The organism is Derxia gummosa DSM 723, from assembly GCF_000482785.1.
Lineage (GTDB): Bacteria > Pseudomonadota > Gammaproteobacteria > Burkholderiales > Burkholderiaceae_E > Derxia > Derxia gummosa.
In genome coordinates, this window is record NZ_AXWS01000008.1 from 754,417 (window position 1) to 776,774 (window position 22,358).

The window sequence follows — 22,358 nt, forward strand, 5'->3', positions numbered from 1 at the left end:
CTCACTCCAGCGGCGGAAAGCGCAGTACCGTGCCGGCCTTGAGCCGGCGCACGCTGTCGAGTCCGTTCACGCGCGCGACCTGCGGGTAGTAGCCCGCGTGACGGTAGATGCGATAGCAGAGCAGGGGCAGGGTGTCGCCCTCGCGCACGGTCACGAGATGGGTCAGGTCGGGCGAGGACTTGTTGGCCGTGACCGCCGCTTCCTGCGGGCTGACGAAGCCGTCGAAGCCCAGCGACAGCTTGCAGCGCAGCGGCGTGCCGTCGGGCGCGAACAGCGTGTAGTCCACCGAGCGCGAGGTAAGCCGGCCCTTGAATACCGTCGTGCCCCAGACGATCTGCACCCGCGACGGCTCATGGGCATCGCCGTCGTAGTCGTAGACGATCTTGTCGAGCGCCTTGACCATGCCGTCCACGGTCTTGCCGGCGCTGCCCTCGATCACGCCCGTGCCGTCGAACACGAGGTCGAACTTGAGGCTCTCGTTGCCGTAGCCCTTGAACTTCAGCTCGTTGCCGATCGCGCCCTCGGGCATGTCGTTCGTGTAGCTGATGCTGGCCGAGCGCGTGAGCTTGGCGGGATTGATCAGCGCGGAGAACGCATCCGACTCCACCACGGTGACGGAGCCGTCGGTTTCGAGCTTGCAGCGCTGGATCGTGAGCAGCTGTTTGCCGCCCTGGGCGGCGGAGGCATCGGGCATGTCAGCGCTCCTGCCGCTGGTGCTGCGACTCGCGCAGCATGTCGGAAAGCATGCGCTGGCACTTGGCGAGAATCGCCCTTTCGAGTGCCGCCATATCGACGGACGCGCGCAATTCGGCCTGGACATTGCGCGCGTCCGATTGCGCCTTCACTTCGGAAATCACCCTAAGCTGGCGGATTTCGATCGTCATTTCAGCTGCTGCGCTGCGAATACTGGTAGCAGAACTCGATGTTCTCGATCGCCACGCTGCCGTTCTTCGCGTTGAAGGAATCGATGGTCCACTTGACCGGATAGGCACGCACGAAATTCCAGCCGCGCAATACCTGCTGGTCTTCACCGAGCAGGAAAAGCTCGATGGTCTTTGGCTCGATCGTGCCGGCAATGCCGCCGCGCAGGATCGAATCGCACCAGGCGGTCAATTGCGAATCGGCGCGGCTGATGCCGCGCTTGAGGACCAGTCTCGGGTGCTTGAATCCGCCGGGCAGGGTGTGCACGAACTGGTTCTCGCCACCCTCGACCACGGTTTCGACCTGCATTTCCGGCCCGATCCCACTCACTTCCTGGAAGGAATTGTCACCCGGGGGCCAGCCCGGATCGATCCTGACCGAGAAATGAAAGGCCGGGATCGGATAGGCGGGATCGGGCGCGGTGCCTGGTTCGATCGGCATCAGCCGTTGGCGACCGTCAGGCCTTCGTGGGCAATGACGATCGTTTCCACCGCGACTTCATTGCCGGTCGACTTGAGATCGGTACCCTGGATCTTGGTCGGCCAGGCATTCGTCAGTGTCCAGACCATGGTGGCCGCGCCGCTCTCGTCGAGCAGACTGATCGTGATGGGAATGCGCTTGATGACATTCATCTTGATCTGGTTGAACCATTTCCAGTACTCGTTATCCGACTTGAAGACGCCCTTCTTCATCGTGACATCGCTGTACTTCTTGAGGCCGGGCATCTTCACCGGCGAGAACACCGGATTGTCACCGGCGCGGTATTCGATGATCTGGGCTTCCATGTCGAGGCCCGAGACCTCCTGGAACTTCATTACCGTCGAATCCCATTTCACCTGGAAATAGAATTTCGGCAGCGGCCATACCGAAGTGCTTTGTGCGGAACCGTCATCGGCCATGATTCATCTCCACAAGGGTTTCTTGAATTGAACGTCGAATCCGCCGCCCCGCGACACGGGCGCGGCGGAATGTCGCATCAGGACTTCTGCATCTGCTGCTGGAAGGTGATCTCGATGAATTCGGCCGGGCGCGTGATTGCGACCAGCACGGTGATGCGCATGATTCCTTCGAGAATGTCTTCGGGCGTCATGGTTTCGCCCAGACCCACATGCACACTGAATGCATCTTCGGGCGATGCGCCGGCCAGACCGCCGCGCTTCCAGACGCTGGTGAGGAAATTGGTGATCATGCTGCGTACCGTCACCCAGGTATTGGCGACGTTCGGCTCGAATACCAGCGCCTTGGCGGCAAGACGGCAGGATTCCTCCAGCATGATCATCGTGCGGCGCACATTCACGTAGCGCCAATCGAGGCTGTTGCCATCGAGCGTGCGACCACCCCATACCAATACGCCTTCACCGATGAAGGTGCGCAGCGCATTGATCGACTTGCCGTTGATGTCGACATTCAGGTTTTCCTGCTCGGAATGCGAGATCTCGACGGTCGGCGAAATGACGCCATTGAGGCTCACATTGGCCGGTGCCTTCCACACGCCACGCGTCGCATCGATCTTGGTATAGATGCCGGCCATCGCGGCCGAGGGCGGCAGGCAATTGACCTGACGCGCGATGTCGGCAAGCGTCGCGCGATAGATCGGACTCAGATTGCGCAGCGTCTTGTCGACCAGCTTCTTTTCGGTGGCGACATCGGCTTCATCGCCGGCGGGCGGTTGCGCAACCCAGTCACGCGTCATCTTGCCGAGCAGGGTCAGCAATTGGGCCTGGACGGCCTTATGCTTGTCGTCGGTGGCTTCGGCGTCGAGACCGAGTTCGGTCTTGATCAATGCGGCCAGCGCATCCTTGTTGGCGACATTGTCGAAACTGAAATTCTTGTCGTCGAGCAGGCTGGTATTGAGCCAGGGGTAATAGGCGACGCCGAAATCGAGCGAATTTCGGCCGATCGCGGTGCGAAACGCATCGACGCTCGCATGACGCGGATCGCCGTTGCCGCCATTCCAGATATCGAAGATGGCGACGCGATTGCGCAGCTTGCCGCAGTGCTCGAGCACGCCGACTTGCACCTTGGCGCACTGGGCCTCGTCGAGCAGCACCGCGTCGGGCACGAGCACCATCGTGGGCTCCTGCTCCTTTTCGAGCTTGATGATCTCGTTCTCGACGATCTTGCCGCCGTCGATGTCGGTCCCGTAATCGCCGACCGACAGGATGTAGCAGCGCCCGCCGCCATTCATGAAGAAATGGCGGATCGCAAAGTAAAGCAGATAGCGCCCCCCCTCGACACCGGCGAGTTGACGCGTCGCGTAATCGACCTTGCCGAGCGTGAAGGCCGAATCGGTCGAGCCGAGTTCCTCACGCGTCTTGAGCTCGAATTTCACCGCCGGGCCGCTGCCGAAATACTGGTGATATTCGGCCAGCGAGCTGATGGCCCAGGGTTTGCCGGCCAGGCTCTTGCCGCGATCGAGCGCGAATTCGGTGTGGCCGATGAATACCGGGATGGCGGTTGCAACTTCCACCACCGAATTCCCGAAGGCGCTCTTTTCCTGGATATAGACGCCCGGTGTCTTGTAAGCCATTGCAGCTCCCGTCAACGGTTAGCAGTGAACATAAATTTGCGAGACAAGGATCGCGCTGCCATCGCGAACTTCTCGGTGGAAATGGGAAGCATTGGCTGTCGGGAGCCGCTTCACCATGATCTTTTCAAAACCATTGATCGTCTGGCGCAGCTCGAAGGCCTGCGGTGGACGTTCGTTCAATTCAATAGGCCGGTTCGACAGGAAGACTTCGGCGGATTGACCATCATCGAGTCGGGCAGGCGGTTGCCGGCTGAATTCGATGGCGCCATCACGATCGACGATGCGCATTGCCTCGACATTCCAGCTGCCCGTGAGCAGATACATCCAGTGAGTGGCCCGCGGCGCGAAACGGATCAGGCAATCGAGCGGCAGATTGCCGAGATCTTCCGGCAGGATTGGCAAGCTGACGGAAATGACCGGAGGTTCACGCAACGCCGGCATGCCGATGCGTTCGAGCACCAGGCATTGCGATTCATGCAGGCGATAACGACCATCGGTCTCGCGCAATCCGGCTTGGCGGTCGAGCGTCAATCGGGTGTTGCCGGGCAGGCCGCCCAGCGTGTAATTGGCGAAGGCGGGCGCAAAGCCGATTTGCAGATCGATCGTCAATCCGTCGCGGGCATCGGCCGCCATCGCTTCGAGCACCGCCCGCCGGGCATCGGAGTAATGAAGACCGAAGCGCCCGGTCTCGTCACGCGCGATCACATCGAGTGCCGAGATGGCATGACGGCAATCGTCTACCAGACGAATGCGCGCGTCGCCGCAACGGCCGCTGACGTAATAGCCATGCTCGACCGTGAGATTGAGCAGCGGAAGCCAGGCAGGCATGGATCAGCTCCGATGCGGCGCGGCCGCCGTTTCGGTGCCGCCCACGATCGGCAACTGTGCCGAGATCGCGGTGCGGTCGTAGCAGACCATGCGCATTCGATACAGCACCGACGGGTGGTAGCGCCCGCCGAGCACGCCCCAGAGATTGCTCAGATCGTTGTTGCTGAGGCTTTCGATATCGAGAATGAGCTTCTCGATGCGGCCATCCATTTCGGGAGTGTTGCCGCGATCGAATACCGGCTGTGCCTGGAGCAGGCTGATCGCATTTGAAAGCATCTTGAGTGCTTCGCGGTAATGCGTCGCGCCATAGCTGGCCGCCACCATGATGCGCAGATTCAGATGCAGCGGCTCAGGTCGGCGGATATGCCTTTCGCTCGCTGAAGCCAGCGTATAGGCCGCTGGATCCTTCTCGACGTTGACCAGAAATACGGCCAGTCGATTGGCGACATTCACCGCCGGTTGCCCGTCCAGATCGGTGAGCGGTGCCACCACCGCGAATTCCTCGTCGATGAGGAAGCGCCGGCGCATCGCCTGATTCAGGTAAAGGGCAATATGGTCGAGCGCGGCTGCAATCATGGCAAACCCCGACCGGGGTGACGCTTGAGTTTCCGGATGAATTGGCATCGGTCATTGGCCGGATGCGCGTTGTACCTGCATTCCGCAGTCATTGCACATGACTGTGGCGGCGAATCATGTCACCACCATTCACAACTAGGGGGGTTATGTGATCGGGCGAGAGGAATTTATTTTTTCTGGCTGCCCGATCGGACAGTTTCATATGAATGTTTTCGTGACAAAGTTCCTTTTACTGACGTGGATAAATTGTTGGCGTGCAAAAAGTAAACGCCCCCTGCCCGAATTGCGGACAGGGGGCGTTTACTAACTCCGGGTTACTGTGTATCAGCCGGTATTGCGCAAACCCGCTGCAACGCCATTGATCGACAGATGGATGCCGCGCTGCACGCGTGCATCCACCGAGCCGGTTTCCTTCTGCGCGCGATAGCGGCGCAGCAGTTCGATCTGGAGGTGGTTGAGCGGGTCGAGGTAGGGGAAGCGGTACTCGATCGAGCGCGCGAGCGATGGGTTGGACGACAGCCGACCGGCCGTGCCGAGGATGGCGTCGAGCGCCGCGTTGGTGCGCTGCCATTCGGCCTGGATCTCGCCCGACATGCGCTTGGCGAGGCGCTTGTCCTCCACGAGTTCGGTGTAGCGCAGCGCGACCGCGAAATCGCACTTGGCCGCCACCATCTCCATGTTGGCGAGCAGGGTGCGGAAGAAGGGCCATTGCTTGTGCATCTTCTGCAGCAGCGCGAGACGGGCGGGGCGCTCGTCGCCTTCGCCGAGGAAGCTCTCAATCGCCGAGCCGAAGCCGTACCAGCCCGGCAGCGCGACGCGGCATTGGCCCCAGCTGAAGCCCCAGGGAATCGCGCGCAGATCCTCGATGGCGCGCGTCGCCTTGCGCGAGGCCGGGCGCGAGCCGATGTTGAGTTCGGCGATCTCGCGGATCGGCGTGGCGCTGAAGAAGTAGTCGGTGAATCCCTTGGTCTCGTACACCAGCTTGCGGTAGGCGGCCATGCTGCCGGTCGAGATGGCGTCGGCGGCTTCCAGAAAGGCCTTGGGCGCGGGCTTGCTCGGATGGAGCAGGCTGGCTTCGAGCGTCGCCGCGACCAAGGTTTCGAGGTTGCGGCGGCCGATCTCGGGATGCGAGTACTTGGAGGCGATGACCTCGCCCTGCTCGGTCAGGCGGATCTGGCCGTTAACGGTGCCGGGCGGCTGGGCCAGGATGGCGTCATAGCTCGGGCCGCCGCCGCGGCCGACCGTGCCGCCCCGGCCGTGGAACAGCCGCAGCACGATGCCGTGCTGCGCGCGCAGCTGGTCGAAGAGCTTCACCAGCGCGACCTCGGCGCGGTACAGCTCCCAGTTACTCGTGAAGAAGCCGCCGTCCTTGTTGCTGTCGGAGTAGCCCAGCATGATGTCCTGTTCGGGCACGGCGCCGACGCGCGACTTGACGATGAGCCGGTCGATGCCCGGCAGCGCGTAGAAGGCGGCCATGATGGGCGCGGCGTTGCGCAGGTCGCCGATGGTCTCGAACAGCGGCGAGACGATCAGGTCGGCCACCGCGTCGTCGTCGAGCGTGCCGCGCATCAGGCCGACTTCCTTCTGCAGCAGCAGCACTTCGAGCAGGTCCGACACCGTCTCGGTGTGGCTGATGATGTAGTGGCGCAGCGCCTGGCGGCCGTAGGTGGCCAGAATGTCGCGGGCGGCTTCGAGGATGGCGAGTTCGCTTTCCACCAGCTCGCCGTATTGCGCGCCGCGCACGCGCAGGCCGCGCGCGTCGTTCAGCAGTTTGAGCAGCAACGCTTGCTTAGCGGCTTCGTCGAGGCCGGCGTAGTCGGCTTCGAGCTTGGACACTTTCAGCAGCTCGTCGATGACCGCCTCGTGCTTGTCGCTCGACTGGCGCAGGTCGATGGTCGCGAGGTGGAAGCCGAACACCTGCACGGCGCGGATCAGCGGGCGCAGGCGCATGTCGGCCAAGGCATCGCCCTGGTGCGCGACGAGCGAGGCTTCCATCGTGCGCAGGTCGGCGAGGAAGTCCTCGGCGGTGGGGTAGGGCGTGGTGGGCGCGACCACGTAGCGCGCCGGTTCGCCGCCCGACAGCGCCTTGAGCGTCGCCGCGAGCCGCGCGTAGATGCCGACGCAGGCGCGGCGATAGGGCTCGTCCTTGCGGTGCTCGGCGCGGTCGCCCGAGGCGTCGGCGAGGTCGAGCAGTGCCTGCTCGGCCGGCTTGAGGAGCGTGGTGGTCGACAGCTCGGCACCGAGCGCATGCACCTCGCGCAGGTAGTGGCGCAGCGCGGTGTCGCTCTGGCGGCGCAGCGCGAGCCGCAGCGTCGGCGCGAGCACGAAGGGGTTGCCGTCGCGGTCGCCGCCGATCCAGGTGCCCATGCGCAGGAAGTTGCCGATGTCATGGCCGGGCAGGCGCTGCTCCAGCTCGGCGTACACGCGTGGGATCTGTTCGAGGAAGGTGAGGCCGTAGTAACTGAGCGCGTTCTCGATCTCGTCGGCCACCGTGAGCTTGGTGTAGCGCAGCATGCGCGTCTGCCAGAGCTGGGTGACGCGCTGGCGCAGCTGCATCTCGTTGCGCGCGAGGTCGCGCGGCGCGCGCAGGCGGTCGCGCTCGTGCACGAGTTCGGCAATCGCATGCTCGGCGTCGAGGATGGACTTGCGCTGCACCTCGGTCGGGTGGGCAGTGAGCACCGGCGACAGCCAGGCGCGCTGGAGCAGGTCGGCGATGTCGCTGGCGCGCACGCCGGCGTCGGCCAGCTTCTCGAAGCTGTTGTCGAGCGTGCCCGCGCCGTGGGTGCCGTCGATGGCTTCGTTCTCGAGCCGGCGCGCGTTGTTGCGGTCCTCGCAGATGTTGGCCAGGTGCGAGAAGTAGCTGAACGCGCGGATGACCGATACGGCCTGGTCGGTGGCCAGATTGTTGAGCAGACGGGTGAGCTGCTTGCCGGCCTTGTCGTCGTTCTTGAGGCGATAGGCGACGGCGAGCTGGCGGATGCGCTCGACCAGCTCGAAGGCGGCGGCGCCTTCCTGTTCGCGCACTACGTCGCCGAGGATGCGGCCGAGCAGCCGGATGTTGTCGATGAGCTGGGAGTCGTCTGCGGAGGTTCGGCTGCTGGGCTGCCGGTTGCGGGCTGCGGGCATTGCGGTCTCGGTTGTTATCGATATGGAGGCGGCGCTCGGGTGGCGCGCCGGTGCGGGCGGCATGGCGCTGGATGGCGCGGGCGGAGTTTTAGCAAGGACCAATCCAGGTGTGTGGATTTCCTTGCCGGCGTGGCGGTTGAAATGGCTTGCGAGCCGCTTGCGTGGCACTTCCGGACGGCCCGGAACGGGCCACGAGCGGCCTCGTTCGAACTGCCCGCAGACGGCCCGGAGCCCGAAAACCTGCGTGCTAGCATCCCCCGCCCATGATCGATCACTCCCCCGACACCGCCGCCGCGCCCTATGCCGGCTTCACACCCGAGCAGGTGCTCGATGCGCTCGACGCCCTGGGTTTTCTTACCGACGGTCGGTTGCTAGCGCTCAACAGCTACGAGAACCGCGTGTTCCAGGTCGGCATCGAGGACGCGGCGCCAGTAGTGGTCAAGGTGTACCGCCCCGGCCGCTGGACCGATGCGCAGATTGCGGAGGAGCACGCCTTCGTGACCGAGCTGGCCGCGCGCGAGATTCCGGTTGCGGCGCCGCTCCCGCTAGCGCGGGCTGACAGCGCTTGCATCGACCTGGCGGTGGACGCATGCGGCACGCTCGCCACGGTTCGCGGGCATCGCTACGCGGTGTTCCCGCGCTGCGTCGGCCGCGCACCCGAACTCGACCGCAGCGACACGCTCGAATGGATGGGCCGTTTTCTCGGCCGCATCCACGCAGTGGGCGCGATGGCGCGCTTCGCGACGCGGCCCGCCGTCGATCTCGACAGCTACGGCCGCGTTCCGCGCGACTGGCTGCTCGCCCACGCCGATATCCCGACCGGGCTGCGCGACGCCTGGAGCAGCACCGTCGGTCATGCGCTTGACCGCGTCGCCGCCTGCTTCGACCGCGCCGGCGACGTCGCCACGCTGCGCCTGCACGGTGACTGCCACGCCGGCAATGTGCTCTGGAACGATCGCGGCGATCCGCCCGGCCCCTGCTTCGTCGACTTCGACGATGCCCGCAGCGGCCCCGCCGTGCAGGATCTGTGGATGCTGCTGTCGGGCGACCGCGCCTCGATGAGCGCCCAGTTCTGCGACGTGCTCGCCGGCTACGAGGACTTCATGGAGTTCGACCGCCGGGAGCTGCACCTGATCGAGGCGTTGCGCACGTTGCGTCTTATCCATTACTCCGCCTGGCTGGCGCAGCGCTGGAGCGATCCGGCTTTTCCGGCCGCCTTTCCGTGGTTTGGCAGCGAGAAGTACTGGCAGGACCGCATCCTCGAACTGCGCGAACAGATCGCGCTCATGGACGAGGCGCCGCTGGTGGTCTGACGCCGGGCCGCCATGCGCCGCCGGTCATGCGGCCGGCCCGCCACGCTCGCCCGCCGCCCGCCGCTCGCTGGCCTTCATCCGCACAACCGACATCCGCTCGCCATGGCTCTTCGCTCCACCGTCTTCAAGGCCCAGCTCCAGGTCAACGACCTCGACCGCCACTACTACGCCAGCCACGCGCTCACGCTCGCGCGTCATCCGTCCGAGACCGACGAGCGCCTGATGGTGCGGCTGCTCGCCTTCGGCCTGAACGCCGACGAAAGCCTGCTGTTCGGCGCCGGCCTCAGCACCGACGACGAAGCCGATCTCTGGCAGCGTGACTACACCGGTCGCATCACGCTGTGGATCGACGTCGGCCTGCCCGACCCGCGTCTCGTCAAGAAGGCCGCCGCCCGCGCCGACCGGGTGATCGTCTATGCCTACGGGCGCACCGCCGGCCTGTGGTGGGACAAGAGCCGGGGCGAGTTGGAGCGCCTGGGCAATCTGGATGTGTACCGGCTCGACACCGAACTGACGCAGACGCTTGCGCGTCTTGCCGAGCGGGCGATGCAGTTCGACTGCACGGTGCAGGACGGCTCGGTGCTGTTCTCGACCAGCGACGACTCCTACCAGCTCAGCCCCGAGCCGCTGCTGCGACCTGCTGGCTGCTAGGCGGCCACCGTGCCGCGCGCCGTCGTGTCGATCGCGGCGGATCGGTCGATGTGCTGGCGCCGGCGTCGGAAGATGTCACCGTCTCCGGCTTCACCTGACCCAGTGGCAGGAAGGTGATGATCAGCGTCCGATCGCCCGGCGAACAGTTGAGGAAGTAGCCGCCTTCCAGTGCTCGCTGGAAGGCGGCGCTGCCATCCGCCATCTGGCGCGGCCGGTCGCCGAATAGCACCCTGTCGGCCGGCGACAGCAAATGCGTCGTCGTCATGACTTGCCGGTCAGAACCGGATGCCGCCGTACACACCCACCTGATAGCGCGGCGCGACCGCCTTGGCGAAATCGCTGCCGCCGGCATTGGCCGGCAGGCTGTCGCGGGTGAGGGCATAGGCGCCCTCGAAGCGCAGGAAGGGCGACACCACCGGCGTCGGCAGCGACCAGCCGAAGCCCACGCGCGCCCAGGGACGGGTGAAGTCGTGGTCCTCGCTGCCACCGGCGGCGCGATCGAGCGTCACCACCTCTCGGCGCAGTTCGAGGCCGGCATTGAGGTTGACGAGCAGCTTCCAGTCGGCCTGCACGCCGAGCGAGGTGTAGCCGAAGCTCGCGCGGTTCCAGGCGGCCGACGGTGCGCTCGCGATGTCGTCCGACACCTTGTCGTGCCAGCCGCCGGTGATGCCGACCTCGGCCACACCAAGATTCACGAGCGTGTAGGCGCCGCGCAGGCCCACGCCATGCGGCTTGATGAAGCCGACATGGGTGCCGCCGCCATCCTGCGACGGTGTGAACTGCTGGTCCAGCAGCAGGCCGAGTTCATGCGCGCTGGCGGGCAGGGCGGTGGCACCCGCAAGGGCGAGGGAGAGGAGGGCGATGCGTTTCATGGGTGTCCTTGTTCCAGTAGGCGGGCCGTTGACATCGGCCTGGTTCAGACGGAACTGAGCCCGACGATGCTCGAGCGCGCGGTGAGCGGCGCGCTGACGATCGCGATGGGCGCAGTGGCGGTGGCGCTGGCTGCCGCGTCGTTCTGGGCCGCCCGCAGGGCTGCCCAGGCTTCATCGCCAGCGGGCGGAAAGCGGTTGATGAAGCGCAGCGCCGCCGGATAGGGAAACACGCTTTCAATGTGCCCCTTGCCGATGCGGTTCTTCAGTCCTTGCCAGAATTCCGCTGTGAACAGGTCACCGTGGTACGCAAGCAATATGTCGCGCACCTTCGGATTGCCGAGCAGGAAGGGCTTGAACTCCTCGGGAAAGACGTCGTACTTGCCGACCGAGTACCAGACCTCGCCCGACATCTCGTCCTCCTCGTTGCGCGGCGTCGGGATGCGACGGAAGTTCATCGTCGTCATGTACTCGATCTCGTCGTAGTCGTAGAACACGACCCGGCCCTGGCGCGACACGCCGAAGTTCTTGTAGAGCATGTCGCCCGGGAAGATGTTGGCCGCCGCGAGCTCCTTGATCGCATTGCCGAACTCGATCAGCGCGCGCTTCAGCTCCGAGTCGTCGGCCTGCTGCATGTGGATGTTGAGCGGACGCATGTAGCGCTCGATGTAGCAGTGGCGCAGCACGACCGTGTCCTTGCTCAGCTGCACCATCGACGGCGCCAGGTCCATCAGCTCGTCAAGCAATTCCTGCGAGAAGCGTGAGCGCGGGAAGGCGACATCGCTGTATTCGAGCGTGTCGGCCATGCGACCCAGGCGGTCGTGCTGCTTCACGAGCTGGAACTTCTCGCGCACCAGGGCGCGCGTCGTGTCCTTGGTGCTGCCGATCTTGTCCTTGATGACCTTGAACACATACGGGAAGGACGGCAGGCAGAACACCAGCATCACGAGGCCGCGGATGCCGGGCGCGATCTGGAACTCGTCGGTCGAGTGCTGGAGGTGGTCGAGAAAGTCGCGGTAGAACAGCGTCTTGCCGAACTTCTGCAGGCCCACCATCGAGTACAGCTCGGCCTTGGGCTTGTTAGGCATCATCTGGCGCAGGAAGCGCACATAGGCCGCCGGCACGTCCATCGCCACGAAGAAGTAGGACCGCGCGAACGAGAACAGCGTAAGGATGTGGTCGCGGTCCAGCAGCAGCGCATCGATCGTGAGCGAATCGCGCCGCTCGTGGCGGATCGCCAGCGCGAAGGGCTGCTCGCGGAAGCCGTTGATGACCTTGCCGATCAGATAGCAGGCCTTGTTGCGGAAGAACGGCGAGCGCAGCACCTGCACCTGGTGGTTGGGCAGCGGCCGGAAGTTGTCGGGCAGCACCTCGGCCAGCGCGCGCTCGATGCAATCGAGGTCGTAATCGAGGTTGGCGAAGGGCACGGCAAAGTCGATATCCGAGATCATTTCGCGGAACACGCGGCGCAGCCCAGTGAGCGGCGTCTCGTTCTCGTCGCGGAAATCGAGCGGGTAGTAGCTCTTGTACGAAGGCTGATCGGCGTCGAGATACTCGGTCGAGATCGTCGGCCGGACGAAGATGAAATCGTTGTGGTAGTACTCGCGCCGCACCAGCTTGCAGACCACTGAATTGAAGAAGCTCTCGGCGCACTCGGGCTGCATGTGGTCTAGCAGCAGGTCGACGTACTCGAACTTCACGCGCTGCCACACGTCCTCGTCGCCGAGCGTGGCCGAGAACTCGTTCTCGATGCGCTCGACCGTCTCGCTCACGCGCAGGTCGTAGAAGCGGATCCGGTCGCTCGCCGCCTGCTGCACGCCATGCCAGTCGGCGCGCTCGAAGCGATCCTTGGCGAGCGCCGACGTTTCGCGGAACAGCCGGTAGTGCTTGTTGAAGCCCCACAGGATCACTTGCGAGATCGCCTGGGCGAGGCTGCGCGCTTCATTGGCCGAGCGCTTGGCGGTGGTCTGGCTCATCTCCCCCCCTGATCGAGCGTGGGTACAGCAATAAAAAAGGCGCTCCCGGTTGCCCGGAAGCGCCTTCATGTCAGTGCGACGCTGGCTGCAAATTATTGAACCTTGGCGGCGTCGCGCAACTGCTTCTGGTAGGCCGCGAGCTTCTTCTGTTGCAGCGAATCCTGGATCTGCTTCTTGACCTGCTCGAACGGCGGGAACTGCATTGCGCGCGTGTCCTCGAGCTTGATGACGTGGTAGCCGAACTGGGTCTTGACCGGCGTGTCGGTAGTCTGACCCTTGTTCAGCTTGGTGAGCGCCTCGGCGAATTCGGGCACGTAGTTAGTGGCCGGCGCCCAGTCGAGATCGCCGCCGTTGGCTGCCGAACCCGGGTCCTTCGATTGCTTGGCCAGGTCTTCGAACTTCGCGCCGCCCTTGAGCTTGGCGATGATGGCCTTGGCGTCCTCTTCCTTCTCCACGAGGATGTGGCGGGCGTGGTACTCCTGGCCACCACCCATGCGGGCCTTGGCCTGGTCGTACTCGGCCTGCACCTCGGCATCAGTCACGGGATGACCCTTGAGGTAGTCCTGCGCGAGCGCGCTGAACAAGATGCGCTGACGCGCGTTCTCGAGCGCGAGCTTGATGTCCGGACGGTCGGCGATCTTCTGCTTGGTGGCTTCCTGCATGAAGACTTCGCGCATCACAAGGTCTTCACGGATCTGGCTGCGCAACTCCGGCGTGTCGGGCTGGCCCTGCTTCTTCACCTCGGCGACGATTTCATCGACCTTGGCCGACGGAATGGCCTTGCCGTTAACGACGGCAGCGTTCTGCGCAAACGCCGGCGCGCTCAGGGCGACGGTCATGAGCGTCGTGGCGGCGGCCGACGAGCCGACCGTCAGGAGTTGCTTCAACTTCATGTAGGAGTCCTCGGGGATTGGTTGAACACGAGTGCCGATGACGTCGGCCACGCGCTGGCGGCCGGTTCGGCGGTGCTCACTGGGAAATGAGCCTGGGGCTCGTGAAGGGACAAGACTGATGCTTTTGCGATCGGCGGGTGCTGTTGCCTCAGACCTCTGACGGGCCCTTGGCGTCGATGGCCAGCGCGTGGATGCGGGTCTGCATCAGCGGGCCGAGGGCATCATACACAAGGCGATGACGCGCCACGGAACGCTTGCCCTCGAACTCGTCGGCCACGATAGCGACGGTGTAATGGCCACCGGCTCCAGCCGCCTGATGGCCCGCATGCTCGTGCGAATCGTCCTCAATGTGCAGCGAATGCACGGTCAGCTTCGCGCGCAATGCCTGCTCGATGAAATCGGGGGTGTCGGCCTGGGACATGTCAGTTCTCCTCGCGTGGAAGATGGCGACCGAGCCAGACAGCCTGTCCGACCACGAAGGCCAGCATCAGGCCCATCGAGCCGAACATCTTGAAGTTCACCCAGGTCTCGGTCGGGAAGTTGAAGGCGACGAACAGGTTGATGCAGCCCATCGCCACGAAGAAGCCGATCCAGGCCATCAGCAGCCGCAGCCACACCGACTCGGGCAACTCGATTTCGGCGCCCATCATCTTGCGGATGAAGTTGTTGCCGAAGCCGAATTGCGCGACCGCGAGGCCGATGCCCGAGGCCCAGTAGAGGACGGTCGGCTTCCACTTGATGAAGGTGTCGTCGTGGAACCAGAGCGTCGCGCCGCCGAACACCACGACGATGCCGAGGCTGATCCACAGCATCGGCTCGATGCGCTTGCGGCGCAGCAGCAGCCAGATCACCTGCATCAGCGTGCCGACGATGGTGGCGATGGTGGCCCACATGACGGGCGCTTCCTTGGCGCCGATCTCTCCGCCTGAGGCAAGCGCGCCGAACCAGTGCGTGGCGAGCGCGGCGGCGGCATCGGGGCTTATCTCCGCGACTTTGAAGGCAGCAAAGAAAAGCGCGACAGGGAAGAGATCGAACAACAGCTTCATGCGGGTTCCGGCGGGTGGCGATGGCGGCGGATTGTAGTCAGCCGGGCTTTCGGTTCAGGTCGACTCGAAGGCGAGGGAGGCTGAATTGATGCAGTACCGCAAGCCGGTGGGCGGCGGGCCGTCCGGAAAGACGTGGCCGAGGTGGGCGTCGCAGACCTTGCACAGCACCTCGGTGCGGATCATCCCGTGGCTGGTGTCGCGGCGCTCCTCGACCTTGTCCGGGTCGAGCGCGCGGAAATAGCTCGGCCAGCCGCAGCCCGAGTCGAACTTGGTGTCGGACTCGAACAGCGCGGTGCCGCAGCAGACGCAGCGGTAGATGCCGTGCTCGTGGTGATCCCAGTAACGGCCGGTGAAGGCCTGCTCGGTGTAGGCCTTGCGGGTGACGAGGTATTGCATCTCGTCGAGCTGGGCGCGCCATTCCTCGGCGGTCTTCACGACTTTCTTGGGTGCTTCGGACATCGCTTGTCTCCGTGGTGAGCCGGCGTCATGGGCCGGCGATTGTCGGTTCAGCTGGAGCAGCTCACCGCGAGCCCGTTGGCCCAGTCGGGCGGCGGGGCGGCGTAGCGCTCGAACTCGGGCTGCTCGTCGAAGGGATGGCGCAGGCAGCGCAGCACGTCGGCGATCTCGGAGAAATCGCCATCACGCGCCGCGCGGATCGCGCCCTCGGCGATCCAGTTGCGCAGCACGTATTTGGGGTTGACGGCGTTCATCGCGGCGCGGCGGTCGGCGTCGGTGCGCGGCGGGTCGAGCGCGAGGCGGGCGCGCCATTGCGCGAGCCAGCGGTCGCAGGCGTCGCGGTCGATGAACTGGTCGCGCAGCGGCGCGTCGGCGCCGGAACGGTCGGCCTCGGCCACCTCGGCGGGCAGCTGGGCGAGCGCGCGATGGACGGTCGTGAAGTCGGGATGGTTGTCCTGGAGCAGCTGGAACCAGTCGCGGATGAGCCGGTCGTCGCTCTCGTGCGCGGTGGCGAGGCCGAACTTGGCGCGCATGAGCGCGAAGAACGTGTCGTTGTAGCCGGGGCCGAAGCCGTCTTCGATCGCCTTGCGCGCGGCGTCGGCGTCGTCGATGAGGGGGTAGAGCGCGTTGCCGAGGCGGTAGAGGTTCCAGTGCGCGATCTGCGGCTGGGCGCGGTAGGCGTAGCGGCCGTCGCTGTCGGAGTGGTTGCAGATGTGCAGCGCGTCGAAGGCTTCCATGAAGCCGAAGGGGCCGTAGTCGAGCGTGAGGCCGAGGATGGACATGTTGTCGGTGTTCATCACGCCGTGCATGAAGCCGACCGCCTGCCAGTGGGCAACCATCCGGCCGGTGCGCAGTGCCACTTCTTTGAGCAGCGCGGCGTAGGGCTGGGGCTCGCCGCGCAGCTGCGGGTACTGGGTGTCGATGACGAAATCGGCCAGCGTGCGCAGCTGGTCGTGGCGCTTGAGCGCCGCCCAGTGCTCGAAGGAGCCGAAGCGCACGAAGCTCGGCGCGAGCCGGGTCACGACGGCGGCCGTCTCGACCGTCTCGCGCGCCACGGGCTGGGGCGAGCCGGTGATGCACAGCGCCCGCGTGGTCGGGATGCCGAGCGCGGCCATGGCCTCGGAGCAGAGGAATTCGCGGATGGAAGAGCGCAGCACGGCGCGGCCGTCGGCGAAGCGGGAGTAGGGCGTCTGGCCGCCCCCCTTGATCTGCACCTCGAAGTGACCATGCGAGGTTTCGAGCTCGCCGAGCAGATGGGCGCGGCCGTCGCCGAGCTGACCGGCCCAGACGCCGAACTGGTGGCCCGAATACACGGCGGCGAGCGCCTGGGTGCCGCCGAGCGTGCGGTTGCCCGAGAACATCTCGACGATGTCGCGGCGCTCGAATTCGGCTGGGTCGAGGTCGAGCAGACGGCAGGCATCGCGGCTCACGGCGACGAGGTGGGGCGAGGGCAGCGGAACCGGATCGACCTCGGCATAGAAATCACCGGGCAGATGGCGGGCGAAACGGTTCGCGAACTGCATTCCCTTCGGCCAGGCGGCGCCTTTGCCCGGCTCAGAGCTTCGGTCGTTCATGACGGGCTCCTGTTGTGTTGTGGGAGACGGGCCGCGCGCACGGCCCGACCCGCATCAAAACACAATCGAGGTGGGTGCCGTTGTGTCGGGGACTTGCAGTGCGTTGAGCAGCCGGGTCTCGAGTTCGAGCTGGCGCTTGGCATCGGACAGGCCGGTGCCGCTCACGACGAAGCTGTCTTCGACGCGATCGCCGAGCGTCATGATCTTGGCCGAGTGGACGCTGACGCGGAACTCGGCCAGCAGCCGCGCGATCACGTACAGCAGGCCCGAACGGTCGGCCGCCGACATCGTGAGGAAGTAGAACTTCGCGCGCTCGTCAGGCACCAGCTCGATGCGCGGCTCGATCGGGAAGTGGCGGATCTCCCGGCCGATGCGGCCCTTGCTCGGCGGTTGCAGCGGCGCGTGGTTGTCGATGTGCTGGGCCAACTCGGTTTCCACCAGCGAGACGAGCGAGCGGTAGTCGTTGCGCCCCGGCACCGAGCCAGCCTCGGTCACCACGAAGGTGTCGAGCGCATAGCCGTTGCGCGTCGTGTGCACGCGGGCGTCGAGGATGGTGAAGCGCTTGCTGTCGAAATAGCCGCACACGCGCGCGAACAGGTCGGGCTCGTCACGGGTGTAGAGCGCCACCTCCAGCCCGTCGCCGATGTGGGCGAGACGGGCCTTCACCACCGCGCTGTCGGGTGCGACGCGGTAGTGCAGCGAGCGCGTGAGCCAGGCGATGGTCTGTGCGTCATGGCGCAGGAAGAAGCCGACATCGAGCTGGTTCCACAGCGCCTCGTGCGCCTTGTCGGAGAAGGCGTAGAGCCGGAGGATGCGCAGTGCCTCGGCGCGGCGTTCTTCGAGCGCGGAGCGGCGGTCGGGCGCGGGCGCGTCGTTGCAGAGCAGCCGGTCGGTCGCGTGGTAGAGGTTTTCGAGCAGCGTCGCCTTCCAGGCATTCCACACCTTGGGCGAGGTGCCGCGGATGTCGGCCACGGTCAGCAGATAGAGCGCCGCGAGCCGGCGGCGGTCGCCGACCGTTTCGGCAAAGCCGCGGATCACGTCGGGATCGCTCAGGTCGCGCTTCTGGGCGACGTTGCTCATCTGGAGGTGCTGCTCGACGAGAAACACGACCAGATCGGCATCCTCGTCGGGCAGGTCGTGCTGCTTGCAGAAGCGGCGCGCGTCGACCATGCCGAGCTTGGAATGGTCGCCGCCGCGCCCCTTGGCGATGTCGTGGAACAGCGCCGCCACGTACAGCAGCCAGTGGCGCTCGAAGTTGGCAATGAGCCGCGAGCACAGCGGGTACTCGTGGGCATGCTCGGCCATCGTGAAGCGGCGCAGGTTGCGCAGCACGTTCATGATGTGCTGATCCACGGTGTAGGCGTGGAACAGGTCATGCTGCATCTGCCCGATGATCCGGCGGAAGGCCGGCAGGTAGCGGCCGAGCACGCTGGTCTGGTTCATGCGCCTCAGCTCGTGGACGATGCCGCGCGGCGATTGCAGCAGGGCGAGGAAGGTCGCCTTGTTGCGCGGATCGGCGCGGAAGTCCTGATCGATACGGGTGCGCGCATGCCAGAGCGAGCGCAGCAGCCGCGCCGACATGCCCTTGAGTTCGGGCTGGCGCTGCATCACGAGAAAGGCTTCGAGCATCGCGGCCGGATCGCGTTCGAACACGTCGTCGGCGGTGACGTCGAGCAGACCGTTGATTTCCTGGAACCGCTCGTCGATGGGACGCCCGGGCAGCGTGGTGCGCTCGAAGATCCGGTCGCCGATGTTCTGCAGCACGATGGTGTTGAGCTGCACCACGGCCTTCGCGGCCCAGTAGTAGCGCTGCATCAGCACTTCCGACGCGCGGCGCGGGCCTTGCGGTGAGAAGCCCATGTTGGCGGCGAGCTGCTCCTGGAGGTCGAACACGAGACGATCTTCGGTGCGGCCGGCCAGCAGGTGCAGATGCACGCGGATCGTCTTGATGAAGCGCTCGTTGCGTGCGATTGCAGTGGCCTCGGCAGCGGTAATGAGCTGGCGCTCGGCCAGTTCGCGCCAGCTTTCGCCGAGGCCCGCCGCGCGCGCGATCCACAAGATGATCTGCGTGTCGCGCAGGCCGCCCTGGCTTTCCTTGACGTTGGGTTCGAGGCTGTAGGGCGTGTCGTCGTGCTTGATGTGGCGCTGCCGCATCTCGAGCATCTTGGCCTGGTAGAACTGGCGGATGTCGAGCGTCGCGGCAAGCCGTTCGCGCAGCGACGCGAACAGTGCGCGGCTGCCGGCGAGGCGGCGCGCCTCGACCAGCGCGGTCTGGATCGTGATGTCGCGCGCCGCTTCGTCGATGCATTCGTCCAGCGTTCGCACGCTGTGGCCGACGGTCAGGCCCAGATCCCAGCAATTGCCGATGAAGCGCTCGACGCGCTCGTGGCCGACCGGATCGAGCGGCTGGCCGAGCAGCACGAGGATGTCCACGTCGGAACGCGGAAACAGCTCTCCGCGCCCGTAGCCGCCGACGGCGACAAGCACGCAGTCGGCCGGCAGCCGGGCTTCGTCGCGCAGCGCGATGACGGCGGTATCGACGGCCGCGCGCATGCGGTTGACCAACTCCTGCGTGCCGTGGTCGCGGCGGAAGTTTTCAACGGCTGCGGCACGCTCGGCATGCAGCCGCTCGCGCACCGCGCGCAGGACGTCTGCGGGCTTGTTTCCCGGGGTCGAATCGTCAGGCACCGGTCACCGCCGTCTGATGGCCGCGCACCCAGTCGGGCACGGCGGGGGAGGCATCGGAAACGGTGAGCACCTCGTAGCCCGTGGGCGTCACGAGCAGGGTGTGCTCCCACTGGGCGGACAGGCTGTGGTCCTTGGTGACGATGGTCCAGCCATCGGCCAGTTCGCGGATCTCGCGCCGGCCGGCGTTCACCATCGGCTCGATCGTGAAGATCATGCCAGGCTGGAGCTTGTCGAGCGTGCCGGGACGTCCGTAGTGCAGCACCTGGGGTTCTTCGTGGAAGCGCCGGCCGATGCCGTGGCCGCAGAACTCGCGCACGATGCTGTAGCCATGCTTTTCGGCATGCGTCTGGCAGGCATGGCCGATGTCGCCGAGCGTCGCGCCGGGGCGCACGACATCGATACCCTTCCACATGCATTCGTAGGTGATCTCGCACAGCCGCCGCGCCGGCCCCGTCATGTCGCCGACGACGAACATCCGGCTCGTGTCTCCGTGGTAGCCGTCCTTGATGACGGTGATGTCGAGATTGACGATGTCGCCGGCCTTTAGCACCCGTTCGCCGGGAATGCCGTGGCAGACCTGATGGTTGACCGAGGCGCAGATCGACTTCGGGTAGGGTGTGTACCCGGGCGGCGCATAGTTGAGCGGGGCCGGGATCGTGCCTTGCACGCCAACCATGTAGTCGTGGCAAAGACGGTCGAGTTCGCCGGTGGTCACACCGGGCACGACATGCGGCGTGATGAAGTCGAGCACCTCGGCCGCCAATCGGCAGGCCACGCGCATCGCGGCGATGTCCTCGGGTGTCTTAATCTGGATTGCCATGCGGGGTTTTCCTGGCCCTTTGAACGTGGAACACGGCTCGCAACAAACGTCGAGCGAATTCGGTTATGATTATAGGCTTCCTGAAAAACGCTTCCGACCAATCGGCGCAGAGGCGCTTTCGGAATGTAAGCCGCGATACGCAAGCGAAATGCCGAATCAAATGGACATTTCGCCGGCATCTGGCAGCCATTCCGGCGCGATGAATCTGAATCGCGCGCAGGCAATGGCGGGGCCTCCCGGCGTCCGTCAGCCCCGCAGCCGGGTTCCGGCTGCAAATCCACGCGGATCCGTGCCTCCTGCAACGCAGTGGCACTCCGAAGGTGGCGGCTTTGCCGCCCGACTGGTCCGCGTAAGACCCAACCTTCTCGGAGCATTTCCAATGCCGGCAACGATGCGTCAAATGCTGGAAGCGGGTGTCCATTTCGGTCACCAAACCCGCTTCTGGAATCCCAAGATGGCCCCCTTCATCTATGGCCATCGCAACAAGATCCACATCATCAACCTCGAAAAGACGGTTGTTCAGCTGGCCGAGGCGACCAAGTACGCCAAGACCTTGGCTGCCAACCGCGGCACGATCCTTTTCGTCGGCACGAAGCGCCAGTCGCGTGAAATCGTCGCCGCCGAAGCCGCCCGCGCCGGCATGCCCTACGTCGACAGCCGCTGGCTCGGCGGCATGCTCACCAACTTCAAGACGGTCAAGGGTTCGATCAAGCGCCTGAAGGACCTCGAAACGATGGTCGAGGAAGGCGGTCTCGAGCGCCTCAGCAAGAAGGAAGCGCTGACGGTCGAGCGCGAGATCGAGAAGCTGCAGAAGTCGATCGGCGGCATCAAGGACATGGGCGGCGTGCCCGACGCGCTGTTCGTCATCGACGTTGGCTATCACAAGATTGCCGTGACCGAAGCCAACAAGCTCGGCATCCCCGTCATCGCCGTGGTCGATACCAACCACTCGCCCGAAGGCGTCGATTACGTCATCCCGGGCAATGATGATTCGGGCCGCGCCATCGAGATCTACGCGACGAGCATTGCCGACGCGATCGTCGAAGGCCGCACCAGCGCCGTGACCGAAGTCGTCGAAGCGGTTCGCGCCGCCGAAGGCGAGTTCGTCGAGGTCGCGAACTGACCACGGTTCCCAGCTGAACCGGCGAAGGGGCTTGCGAGCCCCTTTTTTGTGAATCGAATCTGAGGAGCACTCAAATGGCTGCAATCACCGCGGGCATGGTCAAGGAACTGCGCGAGAAGACCGACGCGCCGATGATGGAATGCAAGAAGGCGCTGGCTGAAGCCGATGGCGACATGGACAAGGCCGAAGAGCTGCTGCGCGTCAAGCTCGGCAACAAGGCGAGCAAGGCCGCGAGCCGCGTGACCGCCGAAGGCGTCCTGGCCGCGTTCATCTCGGCTGACAAGAAGACCGGCGCCCTGATCGAAGTGAACTGCGAGACCGACTTCGTCGCCAAGAACGACGACTTCCTCGCCTTCTCGAACGAACTCGCTCAGCTCGTCGCCGAACAGGCGCCCGCCAATGTCGAAGCCCTGTCGGCCCTCGATGCCGGTGGCGTGACCGTCGATGCCAAGCGCAGCGCGCTGATCGGCAAGATCGGCGAGAACATGTCGATCCGTCGCTTCGTGCGCTTCGAGACCGCCAACAAGCTGGCCTCGTACCTGCACGGCACCCGCATCGGCGTGCTCGTCGAGTACACCGCGGAAGACGACCAAGTCGGCAAGGACGTCGCGATGCACATCGCCGCCAGCAAGCCGGTCTGCGTGTCGCGCGACCAGGTGCCGGCCGACAAGATCGAAGCCGAGCGCAGCATCTTCTCGCAGCAGGCCGCCGAGTCGGGCAAGCCCGCCGAGATCGTCGCCAAGATGGTCGAAGGCCGCATCAACAAGTTCCTGTCGGAAGTCGCGCTGCTCGGTCAGCCCTTCGTCAAGAACCCCGATGAAACCGTCGAGAAGATGCTCAAGGGCAAGAACGCCTCGGTGGCAGCGTTCGCTCTCTACGTGGTCGGTGAAGGCATCGAGAAGAAGACGGACGATTTCGCGGCCGAAGTCGCGAAGATGGCCGCCGGCGCCCAATAAACCGCTAAATTG

At 65.0% G+C, this 22,358-nt stretch carries 22 protein-coding genes; 4 read left to right on the plus strand and 18 right to left on the minus strand.

Annotation, left to right across the window (positions count from 1 at the left end):
• Position 1: 1 nt before the first annotated feature.
• From H566_RS0109460 to ppc, 8 genes are all read right to left on the minus strand, one after another.
• Complete coding sequence (locus tag H566_RS0109460; protein WP_028311252.1) at positions 2-694, minus strand: LysM peptidoglycan-binding domain-containing protein; 693 nt, start codon at positions 692-694, stop codon at positions 2-4.
• 1 nt (position 695) lies between these two features.
• On the minus strand, positions 696-884 hold the full coding sequence (locus H566_RS0109465; protein WP_028311253.1) for a hypothetical protein: 189 nt from the start codon (positions 882-884) through the stop codon (positions 696-698).
• A gap of 1 nt (position 885) precedes the next feature.
• Complete coding sequence (locus H566_RS0109470) at positions 886-1,362, minus strand: phage tail protein (protein ID WP_034411018.1); 477 nt, start codon at positions 1,360-1,362, stop codon at positions 886-888.
• On the minus strand, positions 1,362-1,820 hold the full coding sequence (locus H566_RS0109475) for a phage tail protein (RefSeq protein ID WP_028311255.1): 459 nt from the start codon (positions 1,818-1,820) through the stop codon (positions 1,362-1,364). The genes H566_RS0109470 and H566_RS0109475 overlap by 1 nt, the downstream gene beginning before the upstream one ends.
• Before the next feature lie 77 nt (positions 1,821-1,897).
• Positions 1,898-3,451, minus strand: a complete 1,554-nt coding sequence (locus H566_RS0109480; protein WP_028311256.1) for a phage tail sheath family protein — start codon at positions 3,449-3,451, stop codon at positions 1,898-1,900.
• Positions 3,452-3,469: 18 nt separating this feature from the next.
• Positions 3,470-4,279, minus strand: a complete 810-nt coding sequence (locus H566_RS0109485) for a hypothetical protein (protein ID WP_028311257.1) — start codon at positions 4,277-4,279, stop codon at positions 3,470-3,472.
• A 3-nt stretch (positions 4,280-4,282) separates the two neighbouring features.
• The gene (locus H566_RS0109490) at positions 4,283-4,855 is read right to left on the minus strand and encodes a Pvc16 family protein (protein ID WP_028311258.1); all 573 of its coding nucleotides are present in this window, start codon (positions 4,853-4,855) and stop codon (positions 4,283-4,285) included.
• Between the two features lie 324 nt (positions 4,856-5,179).
• Positions 5,180-8,044, minus strand: coding sequence for a phosphoenolpyruvate carboxylase (gene ppc / locus H566_RS0109495; protein ID WP_169732510.1), 2,865 nt, complete (start codon positions 8,042-8,044; stop codon positions 5,180-5,182).
• A 200-nt stretch (positions 8,045-8,244) separates the two neighbouring features.
• On the opposite strand from ppc, the gene H566_RS0109500 reads away from it, so the two are divergent.
• Positions 8,245-9,294, plus strand: a complete 1,050-nt coding sequence (locus tag H566_RS0109500; RefSeq protein WP_028311260.1) for a serine/threonine protein kinase — start codon at positions 8,245-8,247, stop codon at positions 9,292-9,294.
• 102 nt (positions 9,295-9,396) lie between these two features.
• Positions 9,397-9,945, plus strand: coding sequence for a YaeQ family protein (locus H566_RS0109505; RefSeq protein ID WP_028311261.1), 549 nt, complete (start codon positions 9,397-9,399; stop codon positions 9,943-9,945).
• Here H566_RS0109505 and H566_RS28915 read toward each other — a convergent pair.
• The 10 genes from H566_RS28915 to map all read right to left on the minus strand — a co-directional run bounded on the left by H566_RS28915 (position 9,908) and on the right by map (position 20,267).
• Positions 9,908-10,210 carry a hypothetical protein gene (locus H566_RS28915; protein WP_156924357.1) on the minus strand — a complete coding sequence of 101 codons (303 nt, stop codon included), beginning with the start codon at positions 10,208-10,210 and terminating at the stop codon, positions 9,908-9,910. The two genes, H566_RS0109505 and H566_RS28915, sit on opposite strands and share 38 nt — an antisense overlap.
• A 10-nt stretch (positions 10,211-10,220) precedes the next feature.
• A complete protein-coding gene (locus H566_RS0109510) occupies positions 10,221-10,817 on the minus strand; it encodes a hypothetical protein (protein WP_028311262.1) in 597 nt (198 codons plus the stop codon).
• Positions 10,818-10,861: 44 nt separating this feature from the next.
• Complete coding sequence (gene aceK / locus H566_RS24065) at positions 10,862-12,790, minus strand: bifunctional isocitrate dehydrogenase kinase/phosphatase (protein WP_245591317.1); 1,929 nt, start codon at positions 12,788-12,790, stop codon at positions 10,862-10,864.
• A gap of 92 nt (positions 12,791-12,882) precedes the next feature.
• Complete coding sequence (locus H566_RS0109520; RefSeq protein ID WP_084544922.1) at positions 12,883-13,683, minus strand: peptidylprolyl isomerase; 801 nt, start codon at positions 13,681-13,683, stop codon at positions 12,883-12,885.
• A gap of 148 nt (positions 13,684-13,831) precedes the next feature.
• Positions 13,832-14,104 carry a BolA family protein gene (locus H566_RS0109525; RefSeq protein WP_028311264.1) on the minus strand — a complete coding sequence of 91 codons (273 nt, stop codon included), beginning with the start codon at positions 14,102-14,104 and terminating at the stop codon, positions 13,832-13,834.
• A gap of 1 nt (position 14,105) precedes the next feature.
• Positions 14,106-14,729 (minus strand): septation protein A, encoded by a 624-nt coding sequence (locus tag H566_RS0109530; RefSeq protein WP_028311265.1) that lies wholly within the window; start codon positions 14,727-14,729, stop codon positions 14,106-14,108.
• Between the two features lie 54 nt (positions 14,730-14,783).
• A complete protein-coding gene (gene msrB, locus H566_RS0109535) occupies positions 14,784-15,188 on the minus strand; it encodes a peptide-methionine (R)-S-oxide reductase MsrB (RefSeq protein WP_028311266.1) in 405 nt (134 codons plus the stop codon).
• A 47-nt stretch (positions 15,189-15,235) separates the two neighbouring features.
• The gene (locus tag H566_RS0109540; protein WP_028311267.1) at positions 15,236-16,759 is read right to left on the minus strand and encodes a protein adenylyltransferase SelO; all 1,524 of its coding nucleotides are present in this window, start codon (positions 16,757-16,759) and stop codon (positions 15,236-15,238) included.
• Between the two features lie 54 nt (positions 16,760-16,813).
• A complete protein-coding gene (locus tag H566_RS24070) occupies positions 16,814-19,447 on the minus strand; it encodes a [protein-PII] uridylyltransferase (protein ID WP_211238063.1) in 2,634 nt (877 codons plus the stop codon).
• On the minus strand, positions 19,440-20,267 hold the full coding sequence (map, locus tag H566_RS0109550; protein ID WP_028311268.1) for a type I methionyl aminopeptidase: 828 nt from the start codon (positions 20,265-20,267) through the stop codon (positions 19,440-19,442). Before map ends, H566_RS24070 begins: the two co-directional genes overlap by 8 nt.
• A gap of 379 nt (positions 20,268-20,646) precedes the next feature.
• Between map and rpsB the strand changes: the two genes are divergently transcribed.
• Both rpsB and tsf read left to right on the plus strand, forming a co-directional pair.
• The gene (gene rpsB / locus H566_RS0109555; protein WP_028311269.1) at positions 20,647-21,390 is read left to right on the plus strand and encodes a 30S ribosomal protein S2; all 744 of its coding nucleotides are present in this window, start codon (positions 20,647-20,649) and stop codon (positions 21,388-21,390) included.
• Between the two features lie 74 nt (positions 21,391-21,464).
• Positions 21,465-22,346, plus strand: coding sequence for a translation elongation factor Ts (tsf, locus tag H566_RS0109560; RefSeq protein ID WP_028311270.1), 882 nt, complete (start codon positions 21,465-21,467; stop codon positions 22,344-22,346).
• The last annotated feature ends 12 nt before the right edge of the window (positions 22,347-22,358 follow it).

Coding starts and splice junctions, on each gene's coding strand:
- H566_RS28915 (WP_156924357.1), bottom strand. CDS start 10,210: ATGACGACGACGCATTTGCTGTCGCCGGCCGACAGGGTGCTATTCGGC.
- msrB (WP_028311266.1), bottom strand. CDS start 15,188: ATGTCCGAAGCACCCAAGAAAGTCGTGAAGACCGCCGAGGAATGGCGC.
- H566_RS0109485 (WP_028311257.1), bottom strand. CDS start 4,279: ATGCCTGCCTGGCTTCCGCTGCTCAATCTCACGGTCGAGCATGGCTAT.
- H566_RS0109540 (WP_028311267.1), bottom strand. CDS start 16,759: ATGAACGACCGAAGCTCTGAGCCGGGCAAAGGCGCCGCCTGGCCGAAG.
- aceK (WP_245591317.1), bottom strand. CDS start 12,790: ATGAGCCAGACCACCGCCAAGCGCTCGGCCAATGAAGCGCGCAGCCTC.
- H566_RS0109525 (WP_028311264.1), bottom strand. CDS start 14,104: ATGTCCCAGGCCGACACCCCCGATTTCATCGAGCAGGCATTGCGCGCG.
- ppc (WP_169732510.1), bottom strand. CDS start 8,044: ATGCCGCCCGCACCGGCGCGCCACCCGAGCGCCGCCTCCATATCGATA.
- H566_RS0109510 (WP_028311262.1), bottom strand. CDS start 10,817: ATGAAACGCATCGCCCTCCTCTCCCTCGCCCTTGCGGGTGCCACCGCC.
- H566_RS0109475 (WP_028311255.1), bottom strand. CDS start 1,820: ATGGCCGATGACGGTTCCGCACAAAGCACTTCGGTATGGCCGCTGCCG.
- H566_RS0109465 (WP_028311253.1), bottom strand. CDS start 884: ATGACGATCGAAATCCGCCAGCTTAGGGTGATTTCCGAAGTGAAGGCG.
- H566_RS0109460 (WP_028311252.1), bottom strand. CDS start 694: ATGCCCGATGCCTCCGCCGCCCAGGGCGGCAAACAGCTGCTCACGATC.
- H566_RS0109520 (WP_084544922.1), bottom strand. CDS start 13,683: ATGAAGTTGAAGCAACTCCTGACGGTCGGCTCGTCGGCCGCCGCCACG.
- H566_RS0109530 (WP_028311265.1), bottom strand. CDS start 14,729: ATGAAGCTGTTGTTCGATCTCTTCCCTGTCGCGCTTTTCTTTGCTGCC.
- H566_RS0109480 (WP_028311256.1), bottom strand. CDS start 3,451: ATGGCTTACAAGACACCGGGCGTCTATATCCAGGAAAAGAGCGCCTTC.
- map (WP_028311268.1), bottom strand. CDS start 20,267: ATGGCAATCCAGATTAAGACACCCGAGGACATCGCCGCGATGCGCGTG.
- rpsB (WP_028311269.1), top strand. CDS start 20,647: ATGCCGGCAACGATGCGTCAAATGCTGGAAGCGGGTGTCCATTTCGGT.
- H566_RS0109490 (WP_028311258.1), bottom strand. CDS start 4,855: ATGATTGCAGCCGCGCTCGACCATATTGCCCTTTACCTGAATCAGGCG.
- H566_RS0109470 (WP_034411018.1), bottom strand. CDS start 1,362: ATGCCGATCGAACCAGGCACCGCGCCCGATCCCGCCTATCCGATCCCG.
- H566_RS0109505 (WP_028311261.1), top strand. CDS start 9,397: ATGGCTCTTCGCTCCACCGTCTTCAAGGCCCAGCTCCAGGTCAACGAC.
- H566_RS0109500 (WP_028311260.1), top strand. CDS start 8,245: ATGATCGATCACTCCCCCGACACCGCCGCCGCGCCCTATGCCGGCTTC.
- tsf (WP_028311270.1), top strand. CDS start 21,465: ATGGCTGCAATCACCGCGGGCATGGTCAAGGAACTGCGCGAGAAGACC.